16 protein-coding genes, 7 tRNA genes and 1 rRNA gene are annotated in these 16,826 nt (G+C 41.9%); 3 read left to right on the forward strand and 21 right to left on the reverse strand.

The genetic code is table 11. The features are described from left to right. Position 1: 1 nt before the first annotated feature. The 5 genes from FYJ75_RS11555 to FYJ75_RS11575 form a co-directional block, all read right to left on the reverse strand. Positions 2 to 2,059, reverse strand: coding sequence for an FtsX-like permease family protein (locus FYJ75_RS11555; RefSeq protein WP_154430605.1), 2,058 nt, complete (start codon positions 2,057 to 2,059; stop codon positions 2 to 4). After that, complete coding sequence (locus FYJ75_RS11560) at positions 2,052 to 2,819, reverse strand: ABC transporter ATP-binding protein (protein ID WP_154430606.1); 768 nt, start codon at positions 2,817 to 2,819, stop codon at positions 2,052 to 2,054. Before FYJ75_RS11560 ends, FYJ75_RS11555 begins: the two co-directional genes overlap by 8 nt. Positions 2,820 to 2,975: 156 nt before the next feature. After that, positions 2,976 to 3,614, reverse strand: coding sequence for a hypothetical protein (locus tag FYJ75_RS11565; protein WP_154430607.1), 639 nt, complete (start codon positions 3,612 to 3,614; stop codon positions 2,976 to 2,978). A gap of 43 nt (positions 3,615 to 3,657) precedes the next feature. After that, positions 3,658 to 4,380, reverse strand: a complete 723-nt coding sequence (locus FYJ75_RS11570) for a MerR family transcriptional regulator (protein ID WP_154430608.1) — start codon at positions 4,378 to 4,380, stop codon at positions 3,658 to 3,660. Next, positions 4,377 to 5,993: a MutS-related protein gene (locus tag FYJ75_RS11575; RefSeq protein ID WP_195839002.1), complete on the reverse strand. Its 1,617-nt coding sequence runs from the start codon at positions 5,991 to 5,993 to the stop codon at positions 4,377 to 4,379. Before FYJ75_RS11575 ends, FYJ75_RS11570 begins: the two co-directional genes overlap by 4 nt. A gap of 144 nt (positions 5,994 to 6,137) precedes the next feature. Here FYJ75_RS11575 and FYJ75_RS11580 point away from each other — a divergent pair, with 144 nt between their 5' ends. Further along, on the forward strand, positions 6,138 to 6,458 hold the full coding sequence (locus FYJ75_RS11580) for a rhodanese-like domain-containing protein (protein ID WP_154430610.1): 321 nt from the start codon (positions 6,138 to 6,140) through the stop codon (positions 6,456 to 6,458). On the opposite strand, the gene FYJ75_RS11585 is transcribed toward FYJ75_RS11580, so the two are convergent. The 3 genes from FYJ75_RS11585 to FYJ75_RS11595 form a co-directional block, all read right to left on the reverse strand. Further along, the gene (locus FYJ75_RS11585; RefSeq protein WP_154430611.1) at positions 6,459 to 7,790 is read right to left on the reverse strand and encodes an MATE family efflux transporter; all 1,332 of its coding nucleotides are present in this window, start codon (positions 7,788 to 7,790) and stop codon (positions 6,459 to 6,461) included. A 70-nt stretch (positions 7,791 to 7,860) separates the two neighbouring features. Next, positions 7,861 to 8,931, reverse strand: a complete 1,071-nt coding sequence (locus tag FYJ75_RS11590; protein WP_154430612.1) for a sensor histidine kinase — start codon at positions 8,929 to 8,931, stop codon at positions 7,861 to 7,863. Continuing rightward, on the reverse strand, positions 8,928 to 9,599 hold the full coding sequence (locus FYJ75_RS11595; RefSeq protein ID WP_154430613.1) for a response regulator transcription factor: 672 nt from the start codon (positions 9,597 to 9,599) through the stop codon (positions 8,928 to 8,930). The genes FYJ75_RS11590 and FYJ75_RS11595 overlap by 4 nt, the downstream gene beginning before the upstream one ends. A gap of 261 nt (positions 9,600 to 9,860) precedes the next feature. On the opposite strand from FYJ75_RS11595, the gene FYJ75_RS11600 reads away from it, so the two are divergent. Further along, positions 9,861 to 11,174 (forward strand): IS30 family transposase, encoded by a 1,314-nt coding sequence (locus tag FYJ75_RS11600; RefSeq protein ID WP_154430614.1) that lies wholly within the window; start codon positions 9,861 to 9,863, stop codon positions 11,172 to 11,174. Positions 11,175 to 11,410: 236 nt separating this feature from the next. Here FYJ75_RS11600 and FYJ75_RS14355 read toward each other — a convergent pair whose 3' ends face one another. Continuing rightward, positions 11,411 to 11,593: a hypothetical protein gene (locus FYJ75_RS14355; RefSeq protein WP_195839003.1), complete on the reverse strand. Its 183-nt coding sequence runs from the start codon at positions 11,591 to 11,593 to the stop codon at positions 11,411 to 11,413. Between the two features lie 38 nt (positions 11,594 to 11,631). On the opposite strand from FYJ75_RS14355, the gene FYJ75_RS11605 reads away from it, so the two are divergent. Continuing rightward, positions 11,632 to 12,315 (forward strand): TVP38/TMEM64 family protein, encoded by a 684-nt coding sequence (locus FYJ75_RS11605; protein ID WP_195839004.1) that lies wholly within the window; start codon positions 11,632 to 11,634, stop codon positions 12,313 to 12,315. Positions 12,316 to 12,333: 18 nt separating this feature from the next. Here the strand turns inward: FYJ75_RS11605 and FYJ75_RS11610 are convergent, their stop codons facing one another. The 12 genes from FYJ75_RS11610 to FYJ75_RS11665 form a co-directional block, all read right to left on the reverse strand. Next, a complete protein-coding gene (locus tag FYJ75_RS11610) occupies positions 12,334 to 12,951 on the reverse strand; it encodes a histidine phosphatase family protein (protein WP_154430616.1) in 618 nt (205 codons plus the stop codon). Between the two features lie 371 nt (positions 12,952 to 13,322). Continuing rightward, entirely contained in the window at positions 13,323 to 13,898 is a 576-nt protein-coding gene (locus tag FYJ75_RS11615; protein ID WP_154430617.1) for a helix-turn-helix domain-containing protein, read from the reverse strand. Between the two features lie 127 nt (positions 13,899 to 14,025). Then, positions 14,026 to 14,523, reverse strand: coding sequence for a GNAT family N-acetyltransferase (locus FYJ75_RS11620; RefSeq protein ID WP_154430618.1), 498 nt, complete (start codon positions 14,521 to 14,523; stop codon positions 14,026 to 14,028). Between the two features lie 223 nt (positions 14,524 to 14,746). Then, positions 14,747 to 15,277, reverse strand: coding sequence for a GNAT family N-acetyltransferase (locus tag FYJ75_RS11625; protein WP_154430619.1), 531 nt, complete (start codon positions 15,275 to 15,277; stop codon positions 14,747 to 14,749). Between the two features lie 524 nt (positions 15,278 to 15,801). Continuing rightward, a tRNA-Lys gene (locus FYJ75_RS11630) sits at positions 15,802 to 15,874 on the reverse strand. Positions 15,875 to 15,895: 21 nt separating this feature from the next. Further along, positions 15,896 to 15,968, reverse strand: a tRNA-Phe gene (locus tag FYJ75_RS11635). A gap of 24 nt (positions 15,969 to 15,992) precedes the next feature. Further along, positions 15,993 to 16,066 (reverse strand) — tRNA-Met (locus FYJ75_RS11640). Between the two features lie 28 nt (positions 16,067 to 16,094). Then, a tRNA-Tyr gene (locus FYJ75_RS11645) sits at positions 16,095 to 16,176 on the reverse strand. Positions 16,177 to 16,200: 24 nt separating this feature from the next. After that, positions 16,201 to 16,273, reverse strand: a tRNA-Thr gene (locus FYJ75_RS11650). 6 nt (positions 16,274 to 16,279) lie between these two features. Continuing rightward, positions 16,280 to 16,352: transfer RNA gene (locus FYJ75_RS11655), tRNA-Val, on the reverse strand. A gap of 35 nt (positions 16,353 to 16,387) precedes the next feature. Next, positions 16,388 to 16,461 (reverse strand) — tRNA-Asp (locus FYJ75_RS11660). A 134-nt stretch (positions 16,462 to 16,595) separates the two neighbouring features. Beyond that, a 23S ribosomal RNA gene (locus FYJ75_RS11665) occupies positions 16,596 to 16,826 on the reverse strand; the annotation flags it as partial.

Consider the following 16,826-nt stretch of genomic DNA (forward strand, 5'->3'; position numbering starts at 1 on the left):
GTTATCTTACCTGATTGCCTACGATCTTATAATAAGATCTGGAAGTAAGTTTAAATACAACATAATAGATCAATGTAAAGATCAGGATCGTGATGATCAGACAAATCACAAATAATCTGGTGTTGGTCAGATTTAAAAGCATAAGCAGTCTGCTGATCATCGGGAACGCTGCTGCAACATGGATTGCTGCAGTTACGATCGGAAGGAAAAATACCATGCGGATCTGACTCTGAATCGATGTTTTCACCTCTTCATTGCTCATTCCGACTTTTTCCATGATTTCGTAACGCTGTTTATCATCATAGCCTTCGGAAATCTGTTTGTAGAAAATGATCATCACCGTAACCATCAGGAACATGATTCCGAGAAATACTCCCAGGAAAAACAGTCCTCCATAAAGTGAATAGAATTCCTTCTCATTTCCAGCGCGGCTTTCCATATAACGGCTGGTTAATCCATTTGCACCTGCCACGATCTCTGTGTCCTCTTCCTTATTCAGGCCAGCTTCCTCGTTTGCTGCCTGAATGGCCTCGTTTACTGCATCTGCGCAGGCTGCTTTCTCTGCCGTTGTTCCATCAATATCATAACCGGATACACCACGGTACAGTGTGATTCTGTTATCTGTATTTGCAAGTGCAAAAATATCTTTTAATGTGTCCAGACTGTCCACAACAACATAATAATCATCATTGAAGCCAAGGCTTGCATACATATCCTTATCTGCCATAAAAACCCGGCTTTCTCCAACCTGAAATTCCTTACCAAGAATTGTAATGGTATCTGCATCATATGCTTTGCTTCCATATACACTAACAGTTCCGCTCTGTGGCTGTGAAATATCATTCTCTGTAAAACGATCATCCATTGCAATGAGATCATCTCTTGTGATGATATTTATCATCGCAAGATCGCTGTTCCAACTGTCCTGAGGAGCTGCTTCAAAAGAAGTATCGTTTTGTTTCAGCATAAGCAGCAGATAACGGTAGGAACACTCATTCTCGATCGTTCTTCCCTGATCTGCAATGGTCTGTTTTACAATGTCTGTCACATCGTCTTTTCCTTCAAACACATTATCATATGTCGAATATAACGTAATTTCCTGCGGATATCTCGCAGCAAGTTCGTCTTTTACTCCTGCAAACATGCTGACGGTAGTTGAAACCATTACAAGCACCATGGTAGAAAGTACACAGATGCTCGCAAGACCTGCTGCATTCTGTTTCATGCGGTAAAGCATTCCGGAAACTGCTGTGAAATGTTTTTTGTTGTAATAGAAATTTTTGTTGTTGCGAAGCATTTTTAATACTGCAATGCTTCCGGCAGTAAAAAGAAAATAAGTTCCTGCGATAACCAGAAGTACCGCTACAAAAAATAAAGTCAGTACCTTAATCGGATTTTCTGTTGTAATCGCAATATAATATGCGGTCGCAATACATGTGGCTCCTGCAATTGCCATAAGCCACTTGGTTTTCGGCTCCTTTTCTCCCACATTACCGCCTCGAAGCAGTTCAATCGGTTTTGCAAACGTAATCTGCATCAGATTGTAGATCAGTGTGAGAACATATAAAATTCCAAATACGATCAATGTTGCACGAATACCGCTTCCGGTAATGAAAAACATAACCGTTTCATCAAATCCAAGAATGCGGTATAACAGCATTAAAACAAGCTTCGAAAAAACAATACCAGCCGCAAGACCGCCAAGAATTGTAATAACAGCCACAAAAACAGTCTCAAGTGCGAGAACTTTTGCAATATGCCGTTTTTCCATGCCAAGAATATTATAGATTCCAATTTCTTTTTTTCTCCTCTTACTGATAAAACTGTTTGTATAAAAAATAAAAATATAAGAGAAAATTGCAATTACACCGACACCGAGTGCCATGATCATCTTCAGATTCGCAGCCCCATGTATTTTGTCGATTCCCGGATTGTTATTGATAAACAGCATCAGATAAAACATCGCTACCGTCATGATTCCGGATAAAATATACGGAAGATACAGCTGCCTGTTGTTCCGGATGTTCGTACCTGCCAGTTTTGCATAGATATTATTCATGTTTTTCACCACCTGTCGTTAATACCGTCAATGTATCAGAAATTTTTGCATACATCTGTTCATTCGTCAGATTTCCGCGATAAAGCTGATGGAACACTTCTCCGTCCTTGATAAACAGCACGCGGTTTGCATGACTTGCAGCCTTTGTACTGTGGGTAACCATGACAATTGTCTGACCTTCTTCATTGATCTGATTAAACAGCTTTAACAGGCTGTCGGTTGCTTTCGAATCAAGTGCTCCGGTCGGCTCATCTGCAAGGACCAGCTCCGGTTTTGTGATCAGTGCTCTTGCAACTGCAGCTCTCTGCTTCTGTCCGCCGGATACTTCATATGGATATTTTTCCAGTAACTGCTCAATTCCAAGCTTCTGTGCGATTGGTTTTAAACGAAGCTCCATCTCTCTTGGTTTCACTCCGGAAAGGACCAGTGGAAGGAAAATGTTGTCTTTTAACGAGAAGTTGTCAAGCAGATTAAAGTCCTGAAAGACAAATCCAAGATGGTCTCTTCGGAATGCGGAAATCTCTTTCTCTTTTACCGATACCAGATTCTTTCCATTCAAAAGCACGTCACCAGAAGTCGGTTTATCCAGTGCTGCAAGAATATTTAACAGTGTTGTTTTTCCGGATCCGGATTCTCCCATCACTGCCACATACTCGCCTTCCTCTACGGAAAAGCAGATGTTGCGGAGCGCCTGTACCTGATTCCCGCCAAAACGCGTCGTGTATATTTTCTTTAAATTGTTTACTTCTAAAATAGACATATGTTTAAACTCCTTTTCTTTGTCAGATTCAGTTGGCAGAACTTATTGCCGCCGTTCATGATGTTAGTATAGCAAAAGGCCGGAATGCAAGCTATCGATTTAGCTTACATTCCGGCCTCGTTTCTTACATTCTTGTAAGATTGGATATTCGAATGTCTATTTCTGCTCTAACAATGACTGATCGGTAATCTTTACAAATTCTACCGGATGATCATTCTTATAATAGTCCTCGCCTTCTTCTGTCTGCGCATTCTCTACGTTCTGTTTCTGTAAAGTTCCGTCCTGCATCGTGATCTGCTCAACCCGAGGTTCATCCATCTGACCGGAAACTGCGTACAGACCATTTCCATCCTCTGCCTGATATAAAAGCACCTGAGCATAGAAGGTTCCGATCTCTTCTGCTCCGGAAGCTTCATATGTATATACGGTATTCTCCCAGTCTGCCATGCAGGTTCCGTAAGAAACGATCAGTTCCTTAGCTCCGTCCTCATCCAGATCGTACATTGTATACAGAATATCATCTCCATACTGTTCCCGGTAATTTTCCAATACCGGCTCATAAACTGCAGCATAATCAAGCCCCTGTGTCTTGCTGTCTGTGCCTGACTGCTCTGTTGTTTCTGTCACTTCTGTCACAGCATTGGAATCTGTTTCGGATTCCTTCACCGTATCCTTAGTCTCTGTCTGAACTGTTTTATCTGTGTTGTCATTTTTCTCTTCAGCACTCTGATCGGTACATCCCATAAGCGATAAAACCATTGCTGCTGACAACAATGTTACTGCTAACTTTTTCATAATCTCATCCTCTCTTTCATCCGCGCGTGATGCCTGTGGCTGCTTAGCCGCTTCGGCTAAAGTCCGAAGACCCTCCGGTTTTGCTTTCGTACATTATACCATAGTTTGCACTTTTTCGAAAACGTAAAAATGATATGCCTGCAAAAATCATCCACCCGATCCAGAACAGGATTCCTCCTACATTTACGCCGTCTGCATCGACTGCAAACAGGATTATTCCAAGCACGGGTAAACCAATCCAGAGTCCGAGCCACAGTCCGCGGATCAGTTTTTCCGCCCACGGAAACCGAAACAGTATCCATCCTAAGTAGGGATCTCCGATCAGCCGGTCAAACTGTGTAAACTTCGAGAAGTCGCTTAAGAGTTCTTCCACATCGCCAAATCTTCTTCCCTGCGCTTCCTCTTCCTTTACATAATTCAGATAATAATCGATGTCCTTTTTCCCGTCAGCCTCGTCCTCTGCAAATTTCCGGCAAAGATCGATTGCTCCCTGAATGGCTTTCTGTTTTTCGTTCAGCTCCAGTATCTGCTGCCCGATCAATTCATCTGCAGAACACTGTCCCTCTACGAGCCCGGCGATCTTCTCAATGGAAAAATCCATTTTCCGGTATAAAATAATCAGCTTCAACCGTTCTACATCTTCCTTTGTGTAATCGCGGTACTGACTTTCCTTCTGTCGTCCGGGATCAATTAATCCCTTTCTCTCATAAAAACGGATATTACTGATGTTTAGCCCTGTAAGCTCCGCCACTTCTCCGATTCTCATATCTTACTCCTCTCAAGATTCTTCCTTGCCCTCGTAATGATTTCCTTCGGATAGGATATCACATCCAGAAGTTCAATTGCATTCGTTTTTCCGCCGATTCCCCTGTGGATCGTATATGGAAAGCAGACGTCTTTTCCCTGGATCACGCTGTCAAAATAATAGTTGTCATATTTTCCCTGCATCGCATACACAAGCTCCATATCGTGCGTCGCGATCAGAACGAATTGATTGCCTTTTGAAAAATAATCCAGTATGGCCTCCGATGCCGCGATCCGTTCTGCCGTGTTCGTTCCCTTCAAGATCTCATCGATCACGAACAGAACCGGCTCTTTCTTCTCAAAGCGCCCAAGCATGCGTTTCAGATAACGGATTTCCCTCATATAATAGCTTTCTCCGGTGATGACATCATCCCGAAGCGCCATAGAAGTCATCACATCCATTGGCAAAATGCAAAAATCATCTGCAATACAGGTGTGAATATTCTGCGCCAATATAACATTTACCGCCACCGCTTTCATAAATGTGGATTTACCGGAAGCATTCGCACCTGTAATGATTGCCCGGTCAGACATGGTAAAATCATTCGACACCGGATGACTCACAAGCGGATGGCTGATTTTGTGTCCACAGATCATATGCTCTTTTGTAAACTCCGGAATACACCAGTATTCCAGACTCCTCCGATAAGATGCTATGGCAATCTCCATGTCCACAGTCCCTGCAAAACAGTAAAGCGCCATGACATCGTCTCTTTTATCTTCGATCAGCTTCATAATACGGTTGAAAGCCACAAGATCATATAATGTAATGCCCATAAGATAATCCTGAAAAATGGATGCAACATCCCCTGACATACTCTGGTATTTTCTTGTCTGCCACACAGAAATCATTTTAGAAAGCTTATGCAAACGTGCGAGTGCCTCTTTGGTCTGTTCCTGTGGATATAAGTTTTTACAGGTCTCATCCTTCATCATCCATTTTGCAAAATCAAGAATTCCCTTCAGACTCCCAAGTGAAAAAAGATACACCTCATACCGCTGTCTGGTGATGGAGTAAATACCGATATTTACAGCCACAATACCGATAAGTCCTGCGACTGCCACCGGACTATCCGTAATAATACTTGCAGCCAGCAAAAAAATCAGTGTGATCTGAAGAAAAATAAACAATGCCTGATTACCGATTCTCCAGATCTGCGTGTTTTTCAGAAAATAAGGAAGCGTATAATCTGTTTTTCTTTTTCCGATCTGACATAATTTTTCTTCAAGCACAAGCCTTTTGTCTTCGTTCGCATCATAATAATGGATGCGTTTTTCAAATGCGGCAGACTCCTCATCGGATGAGTGCTCCAGCGTGTGGAGTTTATGATATAAAATCTGTTCCCCGAGATACGATCTGGTGTGATTGACCCGTTCAAAAATCTCATCCATTTCCAGATCATTCCACGTAACATCATCCACCTGATGGTCTGACGATTCCTGTTCGATCTTATGATAGATCCGAATGTCTTCCATTTTCTGACTGAGGTATCCCTGTGGCTGCCAGTCTGCTGGATTTTTCCCATACTGGTCTCTTAATTTTTGTCGTACATATTTCCTCGTTCCAAAACTCATTTTCTGCCCCTTTTCCTGTTTGATGCCCCAAATATAAGGCATGAACCAGGTTCAGGGTCAAGGAATTTCTGCAAAAAGTTGCAAGAGTCCGAAAAATAGTTATAATTAGAACTATATAATGCACAAAGAAAGAGGTTTTACAATATGAGTATTTTTATGAAAAAACTAACCGTCAATCAGGCGATCAATGAAGCTCACACCACCGACAATGCCATGCTGATCGACTGCCGTCCGAAGGATGAATTTAACCACGGTCATGTAACCGGCGCCATCAACATTCCACTCGATAAAATCACGGAAGACCGCATCTCAAGAAGACTTCCTGACAAAACAACCAGACTTTACATCATCGGAAACTATGGTTACAAACCAAACGACGCCATGCGCAAGTTCAAGAAACTCGGCTACAAAAACGTCGTTTTCGGTGGCTTTATGGAAGAGCATCACGGACTTTTAGCACGTTAATTATAACTTTGCATTTTTCCAGATACCGCTGCAGTACAGGCAGACCGAGAGAATGGCACCAACGCTCCAGCCGATCGGCCAGGACATCCATACTCCGGTGCTTCCGAATATCGGTGCAAGTACTGCGGCAAGTCCTACTCTTAAAAACAGATCCGCAAATGTCGTGATCATAAACAGCTTAACTGCGCCAGATCCTCTTAAGATCCCATCGCTCATGGTTTTTGTTGCGACTACCATATAAAACGGTGCGACGATTCTGAGGAACTGCATTCCGGTCGCCATCGCGTCTCCGGTAACGTCCTGCATAAAAATTCCGATCAGAGGCCGTCCGATAAAGACAAATGCCAGTGTAAGCGGTACTACCTGAACCACATCTAACATAATTCCAGCACGAAATCCCTTTTTGATACGATCCAGTCTGCCTGCGCCAAAATTCTGTGCAGCAAATGTAGAAATTCCATTTCCAGCAGAAGTAAACATTGAAATTGCGATATTATTCAGCTTGATTGCCGCCGTATATCCGGCAATCACACTTGCACCAAAGTTATTGATAATACTCTGTACGATAATATTTCCTACAGAGATGAATGATTGCTGCAAAATGCTCGGCACTGCGACTTTTGCAATCTTCCCAAGCAGTCCCCATGAGAAAATCTCAAATTCTCCCTCCGATGGAATACCCTTCACACGCTTGTATAAAGCGATCACAGCCAGCACACAGCTGATTCCCTGACACAGAAATGTTGCCCATGCCACACCCGAGATTCCCATATGAAATGCACTTACAAATAAAATATCCACAAGAATATTGGATATGGAGGAAAATGCCAGAAAATACAATGGCGTTTTCGAATCCCCCATTGCAGAGAAAATACCGGTCGCTACATTGTAAAAGAAGACAAACGGCATTCCGGCGGTATAGATTTTCAGATACAAAAAAGAATCCTCCAGAATGTCTGCCGGTGTATTCATTTTCATCAATACCAGATGTGTACATGTGAAACCGAATATCATCAGTGCTACGCAAAGTACACCAAAAGCAATAAACGATGTGCTTACCGATGTTTTCAGACGGTTCCACTGTCTGGAGCCAAAGAGCTGTGATACCACAACCGAGCATCCAATGTTACATCCAAATGCAAATGCCGTGTAAATAAGCGTCATCTCACTCGCATTGCCAACTGCTGCAAGTGCATTTTCACCGATAAATTTCCCGGCTACCAGACTGTCTGCAAGGTTGTAGAGCTGCTGGAAAACCACACTTCCCAAAAGCGGTATCGTGTAAAACCATAATACCTTTCTGACATTTCCCTCTGTTAAATCCTTATTCATTTTCGTTACTTCTTTCTTTTTCTAATTCTTTTATCCACATTTTCTTATGCTGCTTTCTGTTTTGTGGATATCAGTCCATTACCTCACGCTTTATTGTGGAAAAACCAATCCATACGGTTGTCCCTTTTCCGACTTCCGATTCGATACGGATCGTATGCCCCAGTTTGTTTAACACCTGTTTACACAGATACAACCCGATTCCTGTGGATTTTTTGTCCGCATGCCCATTGTATCCGGTAAATCCCTGCTCAAATACCCTTGGAATATCTTCCTGGCGGATTCCGATTCCCTGATCTGTGATCTTTATGTAACACCAGTTTACTTCCTGCGTAACTTCAATATGAATTGTACCTGAGGCAGAGTATTTTATGGCGTTGGACAACACCTGTCCCACAACAAATGTGATCCATTTTTCATCAGATAACACCGTCTGCTGTGTTCCCTCATATTGTATACGAAGTTTTTTTCGGATCATGGTTCTGGCATATTTTCGGATCACTTCACGTATGGCAGCATCCAACGAGATCTCCTCGAGCACAAAGTCATTGCCTGCTCCATTGACCCGCTGATATTGAAGCGCCATATTCACATACTGCTCAATGCGGAAAAGCTCCTCTTCCATATCCGATACATTCTGAAGATTGCACGGGTAATTTTCCCCGGAATCCTCTGAAAACGGAAGCTTTTCTGCCAGTTCCTCCAGTTCGTTCCGATGCACCTGAAGCAGCAGCTGCAATGCGGCGATCGGAGTTTTTACCTGATGTACCCATCTGGAATAATATTCTTTCATCTCCGACTGCTGCCTTCCAGCCGTATTCACTGCCATCTGTCTGCTGATATTCGCATTTTCAAACAGCTGGCTGTAGATATGTTCGATCTCATCCTCCGGCTCTGGAAGTTCAATCTGACTGCTCATCGGCCCGTTTAAGAGTTCCTCCATCTGTGCTGTTTTTCTGCGGTAACGACTGTAATTCATAGTTCCAAAAACTCCGATCAGACACAGATCTAAAAGCGCAGAATACCTGATATCATGAATCGGGATATTGACCAGATACAGATAAAACAGGTGACTTCCACACAAAGCCAGCACTACAATGATCCAGAATAAATTTCTTTTTATAAATGACTGCAGCAATTTCATCCGATTCGATACCCGATTCCTTTCTTTGTCAAAATAAAGTCGTCGAGTCCAATCGTAGATAATTTCTTTCTCAGGCGGTTCACATTGACAGACAGTGTATTCTCATCCACGTATGCATCACTTTCCCAGAGTTTGGTCATAAGCGTATCCCTGCTTACGATCTTCTCCTTGTTTTCAAACAATGTCTGCAGAATCTTCAGTTCGTTCTTCGTAAGCTCAAGCCGCTGATCCTGATAACTGACCGATGCATCCGCAAGATTTAACAGTGCTCCTTTATGCTCCAAAACACTGCTGTTTCCTGCAAAATCATAACTTCTGCGAATCAGCGCCTGGATTTTCACCGTCAAAACTTCCAGATCAAATGGTTTTGCAATAAAATCATCTGCTCCCATGTTGACCGCCATTACGATGTTCATGTTGTCAGCTGTCGAGGACAGAAAAATAACCGGGACTTTGGAAAGCTTTCGGATCTCCGTGCACCAGTGATAACCATTGTAAAACGGAAGCCGTATGTCCATAAGCACCAGTTGCGGATCAAACGCCGCAAATTCAGCCATCACATTACTGAAATCCGAGACAATATGTACTTCATAATCCCATTTTTCCAAATGCTTTTTGACCGTTCTCGCAATCATTTCATCGTCTTCTACCATAAATATTCGATACATATTCTATCTCCAGTCTCATCTCGCTTATTTTGTATTGTTGTATCATGTCATGATACACGAATTGCTCCTTGTATCATATCATATATTCCACCCGGAAACTATAGCACTACTTTCCTCATTTTGTAGATGAAAATTGCAAAGTTTAATTCTACCATCCATTTATACAGTGGAATTCTCTTCTGCACAAGTGGAGTTTAATCTTTCATATCATAAATGGTATGCTCATGTTGGCCTTCTGACAGCAGTAGAAGGAGAACTAGCATGAGCAAATATATTCCCGGTAATCAAAAACATCTTACTCTCGAAGATCGCAAATACATTGAAAAATCCCTAAACGCTGGCTGTTCTTTTAAGGACATTGCAAGATATCTTTGTAAAGATCCAACAACAATCTCAAAAGAAATCAGGCTGCACAGGCTCAGCGACTGGTATCACAAAGGCTGTTTTAACAATGCACATAACTTTTGCGTCCACAGATATCATTGCAAAAAAGTCAATGCCTGTGGCAAGATCATTCTCTGCGGTGTCAAATGTACCACCTGTCCAACCTGCAACCAGACATGTCCGGACTTTGTCAAAGAACGATGTAACCGACTCGATAAAGCACCTTATGTGTGTAATGGTTGTCCAAAAGCAATCAATCACTGCACGATTGCCCGCAAATACCGCTATGATGCTATTTTTGCTGACCGCAAATACAAAGAATGTCTTTCACAATCCAGGGCCGGTATAAACATGACCAGACACGAACTGCATCAGAAAGATATGGTCATCACGCCCCTGATTTTTCAGGGACAGTCTCCATATCAGATTATAACGAATCATCCAGAACTCGATATGTCCGTGAGAACTCTATATTCTTACCTTGATAAAGGAATCCTGTCCGCAAGAAACATCGATCTGAAACGTCAGGTAAAATTCAAACCCCGCAAAGTACACAAGACCCAGATCAAAGACAGATCCGTTTTTATCAGACGTATGTTTTCTGATTTTCAAGCCCTTGAACTTGACCATTTTGCTGAAATGGATACCGTTCACTCATCACAGGACTCAAAGCGTGTCATCCTGACATTCTTCTTAACCCGTGAAAAACTGTTTCTTGCATTCATTATGAACAGATGCACCAAAGGTGCCGTAAAACTTGTTTTTAACAAGTTGGAACACCAGCTTGGCACATATGATTTTTTAACCTTATTCAACACGATTCTTACGGATCGCGGATCCGAATTCGGAGATCCGGAGTCTCTCGAAAACGGCGTTAATGGCATTATGCGGTCAAGCATCTATTACTGTGATCCGATGAGAAGCGGTCAAAAAGGCGGCATCGAACAGGCACATACCATGCTTCGAATGATTCTTCCTAAAAAGACTAGCTTTGAATATCTCACCCAGTGGGATTTAAGAACTATCGTAGACCACATAAATTCAACCCCAAGAGAAAGCCTTGGTGGTCGAACACCGTATGATGTAGCACTTGAAAACTATGGTATAGACATCTTAAAAGCACTTCAGCTTAGGCCGATTCCACCCGATGAGGTCAATCTGACGCCTAAGCTGATACGCTTTAACCACTAACTTAGCATAAAAATCTGCTGTCAGGCTGGAACTTAACAATTCGCATTTTTTGAATGCGGCCTGTGGAATTTAGTTTCGCACAAAAACTATCCAGAGGCTTGTTTGCCATGCCTGAAAGTAAGATGTTTTATGGAAAGTTAATCTAATTATAGCAGTTTTATAAGGATTTAGCCTCCCACAATTCTAAAAAATCAAAGAATTTTAAAGCGTGGTGGAATTTACCCCTGCACTGGAATTTACTTTTTCAAGTCAGCCTCATTTTGTAGAAAACCTTGTCTTCTGATTAAAGTTTTCTTAAATTCATCCGCATCATATTTACAATTATGTTCTATCGTGACATAATCTTCCACAAGATATGCACATACTATATTGGCATTTGTAAAACGCTTCAAATTGGATCTGGCATATGCCAGACGCATTTCATTCATCCCAGCATGTGCGAATAGGAGGTTGTTATATGAGCAGTCCTGAGAAATCCAAAAAAGGAAGCCGCATTCTGATCGTTGCCCTTGTGATTGTTTTTCTATGTGGCATTACGTATTTTATTGGAAAACCAATGGTCCATTTTGCATCTGACCCGGATAAATTCCGTCTATGGGTAGATGAAAAGGGCTTTCCCGGCATTCTTGCTTTTATGGGAATGGTGATCTTTCAGGTATTCATGGCCGTTATCCCGGGCGGGCCTTTTGAGATCTGCGCCGGATACGCTTTTGGCATCTGGAAAGGTGCACTGCTTTGCGATATTGCTACCACAATTGGAAGCGTCATCGTCTTCCTTTTTGTCCACCGGTTTGGCATGGATTTTGTAGAATTGTTTGTAAAACGGGAAAAGATTGAATCCGTCAGATTTTTAAAAAGTTCCCGCAAATCAGAAAGCATTATTTTTCTGCTTTTTCTGATTCCGGGAACTCCGAAAGATCTGCTTTCCTATGTAGTTGGTCTGACAGATATTTCCCTGTCCCACTGGATTTTTATCACGTTTGTCGGACGTTTTCCGGCGATCTTTTTGTCTGCGCTGAGTGGAAGTGCACTTGGAACCGCCAGATATGAGATTGCGGTTGCCGCATTCGCTGTGATCATTGTGTTATACATCATCGGTCTTATCGTATATCGCTTCCATAACCGTGAAAAACCGCAGTAATTCCGCAAATCAGTGATCTTATGCTTCTTTTGGATAATAAACCTTGTCCTTTTCAAGAACGGTTCCGACTCCATCCTTAACATCAACAATGCAGACGGAACAGTTCTTTGGCACGCCTCCACGCCAGATATCTTCTTTATCCTCATAGAAGTTAGCAAGCAGGCAACGGCTTGCAGCTCCATGTGTGGAGATCAGTATCGCCGCATTCTCATATGCTTTGTTATGCACTAATGACTGATAGAAATCTGCTGTTCTTTTTAACACATCCTGAAAGGATTCTCCGCCCGGCGCCTTTGGGCAGTGAAGCGGATCATTGTAAAATTTGTCCTTATAATCCGATGGAAGAACTTCACTGTTATTGACACATTCTCCCTCCCACTTACCGAAAGACATTTCTATGATTCTTTTATCCGTGATCATCGGAAGCTGTCTGCCAGCCATCACAAGCTCTGCTGTCTGCTTTGCTCGGATCAGCGGACTGGAGATTACAAGATCAAATTCTATATCTTTCATGCCTTCTCCGGTGAGTTCTGCCAGACGGAGTCCATTTTCATTTAACATGATATCGCGTTGTCCCTGTAATTTTTTTTCTTTGTTCCATGAAGTCTCTCCATGGCGTATAATATATAATTTCATGCTGTTTTCCTTCCTTTTTCATATTTATTTAAACATTGCAGATATTCATTATCGTTCCTTTCATGCTATCGTGCATCTGCATGTCAATGATGATCGCACTTTCTACACTGGATCATCGTATTTTCACTGTCATCCTTATAAAAAGCTCCCGACCACTATAACATTTTTCATCAATTCTATATTATAAAAATCATACTGTTCTTTTGCAAGTAACTATGTAATTTATAAGTGACTTATAAATCAACTAATATCTTTTCCTGCAAAAGTAATCCTCCTATAATGAAGTCACGTTCGAAAAAACCCGAAACAGACCAGGTCTTTCAGGTCTGTTTCGGACTCTGTGAAACGCTCTCGATGCGTACTTTTTGCTTTTATCTGAGCAGCATCGTGAAAATAAATGCAATCACCAATGTCACAACTGCAGCTCCAACTGAAAGCAGGATCTTCTGATATGGGGTCTTCCCTTCTTCTCTTGCCTTTGCAATCTCATCAAGCTTTTCCCCTTCCATAAATGCAATGATCTCGCGATAGGTCTGGATATCAAACTGTTTCTTCTTTTTTTCCACGATGAATGAAAAATACAATGTAACAACAGCAAGCAGCGCCCAAATCGCAATCCCCGCATATTTCAGATAATGGATAAGCGGGATCGGCGTGATCATCATTGCCAAAAACAATACGCTGAATATCCTGCTGATCTTCTCAAATTCTTTTCGATCTTCATTCTTTACCTGCTCTTTCATGACTTCAACATCTCCTTTGATCAAATTGTCAATCGAGGTATGAAATACTTCGCTTAAAAGAATAAGACTGTTCACATCCGGGTAACTTTTATCATTTTCCCAATTCGAAATTGTCTGTCTCGAAACGTATACCTTTTCTGCCAGTTCATCCTGAGATAAAGACTGTTCCTTCCGGTATTTCCGTATCTGTTTTCCAAGCTCCATATTCTCTGCCTCCCTTCCTTGCTCACATTAACCAAATTCGTGTTTTTTGTCTATCAACATGCTTTGACATCCCGTTTTTTCGCATGTCAAAACATTTTTACATTGGAAAATCCACCCTCTTCGGCGCTCACTGTGCCTGAATAAGTGCTTTTTCGTAACATAAGAACGGCTGATCATACAGCTCACATTCACCCACCGTCTGGAAATTCAATGCCGCATAAGAACGAAGCGCCTTCATATTATACCTGTTCACTAGAAAATGTACGCTTTTATATCCCTGGCTGTATAAAACCTGCATTCCGTACTGCAACATTTCTCTTGCAAGACCATGGTTCTGATAATCAGGGGCCACTGCAAGCCGGGACAGTTCCTTTCCCGGCTGAAGCTCCGGTGTCCAGCATTCCAGTTTTTCCACAGCTTCATCCTCATCAATGGATATGGATGCGATAATTTTTCCTTTTTCATCCTTCATGACAAACAAGGCATCCCGGGATAGATCAAATTCAATTTCCTTTTCTCCCGGATAAGTCTCATCCCAGGGACAGAATTCCCGCCCCAGCTGCGTCTTATATAATCTTAAGATCTCCTCTTTGTCTTTTTCCTCTGCCTGTACAATTGCTCTCATTTTTCTCCCATCTGCTAATTTTCAAAATCGAGTTTCTGTTCACGTTTTTTCCAGCTTAAAAAGCCATACATATTTTGTTAAATCTTTTATTGGATTGTTCATTATAATCTCCTTGAATAATAATTTGTTTTCTTATATTTTCAAGGAATATTTCGGATCTAATATTGGTATGATCCGTTTATCTAAAATCATTGCTGAAACTCCTGTTTGTCTTCCTGCCATCCTAAAAATTTATTTCACAATAGTAACATTTATGGATTCTTCCACGGTATTCTTCCTCTTCGACCAGATCATTTAACTGCATTCCGGCTTTTTCCATTACTCTGCGGCTGGCTGTGTTTTCTTCAAAAAATCCTGCCATTACCTTCTGAAATCCCATTTCTCGCAATTCTTCTACAATGGCCAATACTGCCTCTGTCGCATAACCATGTCCTTTATAATCCGGATGAATTACATATCCGATTTCAATTGTGTCCTCTTCTATTCCGCAATCATTGACAAATCCGATCATGACATTGTCACAATAGATGCCATATTCAAGATGCACCGTATCTTCTATCTGGCTGAATTCAATCAGCTTATGCACCAGATCTTCTATCTGTTTTTCCGATTCAAAATCCGGCACCATGAAAGTTTTCGAGATCTCATCATTTTTAAAAAATTCTGCCAGTCTGCCTGCATCCTCAGATGAATATGGTTTCAGACACAGTCTTTCCGTTTGAATCTTTGCTTTCTTTTTTATTGGTAAATTCATTTTCTTGTCTCCTGTTCCGGTTTGTAAAATTCCAGATGTATCTATCTCCTTGTCATTAAGTATCTATTCTGTTTCATACATGGATATTCTTGCTACCGATAACTAGTTTATCAGCAGATTGTGGTTCGCGCTGGGCGAAGTGGCAACTTTTCAAAACAAATACTGCTCAAATCTTCATTTTATTGATCTAAGCAGTATAACTGCTTTAAAATGAATGAAAAGCTAGAGCAAATACTGCTTAAAATCCAAAAACATTCTTTTAGACAGTAAAATTTCTTCAAATTGCTGGAAGGCTTGAATATTTACTGCTTATAATCAAAAAACATTCATTTAGGAAGTAAATCTTTCCCTTATATGTTAGAATGCTGAAACCAAATACTGTTTGAAATTGCAAAATACCTTTTCAGACAGTAAATCATTGACGAATGTCCATTCTCAATCAAACATAGCAACAGGAAAGCTTATAACTTTGTTATCTGAAATAGAAAAAAGCCGTTCTAACGAACGACTTCTTTCATTACCAATGAGACATCGGGGATTCGAACCCCGGACAACTTGATTAAAAGTCAAGTGCTCTACCAACTGAGCTAATATCCCATATACTCATAATCGAGTAAATGCCCAGTTCCGGAATCGAACCAGAGACACGAGGATTTTCAGTCCTCTGCTCTACCAACTGAGCTAACTGGGCAGTTATGACATCATTGATGTCGAGTTGCGGGAATAGGATTTGAACCTATGACCTCCGGGTTATGAGCCCGGCGAGCTTCCAGACTGCTCCATCCCGCGATAATATTTAATTCTTCAAAAAGAAGAATGGGCAGAGGTGGATTCGAACCACCGAAGCAAATTGCAGCAGATTTACAGTCTGTCCCCTTTGGCCACTCGGGAATCTGCCCATTACTACAATATGAAATTGTAGAAGCCGATGATCGGACTCGAACCGATAACCTGCTGATTACAAATCAGCTGCTCTGCCAATTGAGCCACATCGGCAAAAAATGGGACCTACAGGGCTCGAACCTGTGACCCTCTGCTTGTAAGGCAGATGCTCTCCCAGCTGAGCTAAGATCCCACGCATTACTTGTAGTGAGTATCACTCTCTACAAACGACCCAAGCGGGACTCGAACCCGCGACCTCCGCCGTGACAGGGCGGCGCTCTAACCAACTGAGCCATTAGGCCATAAAGGTAATATACCTTCAAAACTTCATACAGATTCCGATTGTTCTTATGGAAGTTCGAGTTCGCTTCGCTTACTCGAACGACCAAACGACTAAATTCATGCTTCGTCTTCGACTCGCATTCATCAAGTCTTATTGGTCAAGCCCTCGACCTATTAGTAACAGTCAGCTCCATGTGTTGCCACACTTCCACCTCTGCCCTATCTACCTTGTCGTCTTCAAGGGGTCTTACTTCCTCTTGGGAAGGGATATCTCATCTTGAGGGGGGCTTCACGCTTAGATGCCTTCAGCGTTTATCCCTTCCGGACTTGGCTACTCTGCCATGCCGTTGGTCGACAACAGATACACCAGTGGTCCGTCCATCCC

Source organism: Roseburia porci (assembly GCF_009695765.1).
Classification (GTDB): Bacteria; Bacillota; Clostridia; order Lachnospirales; family Lachnospiraceae; genus Roseburia; species Roseburia porci.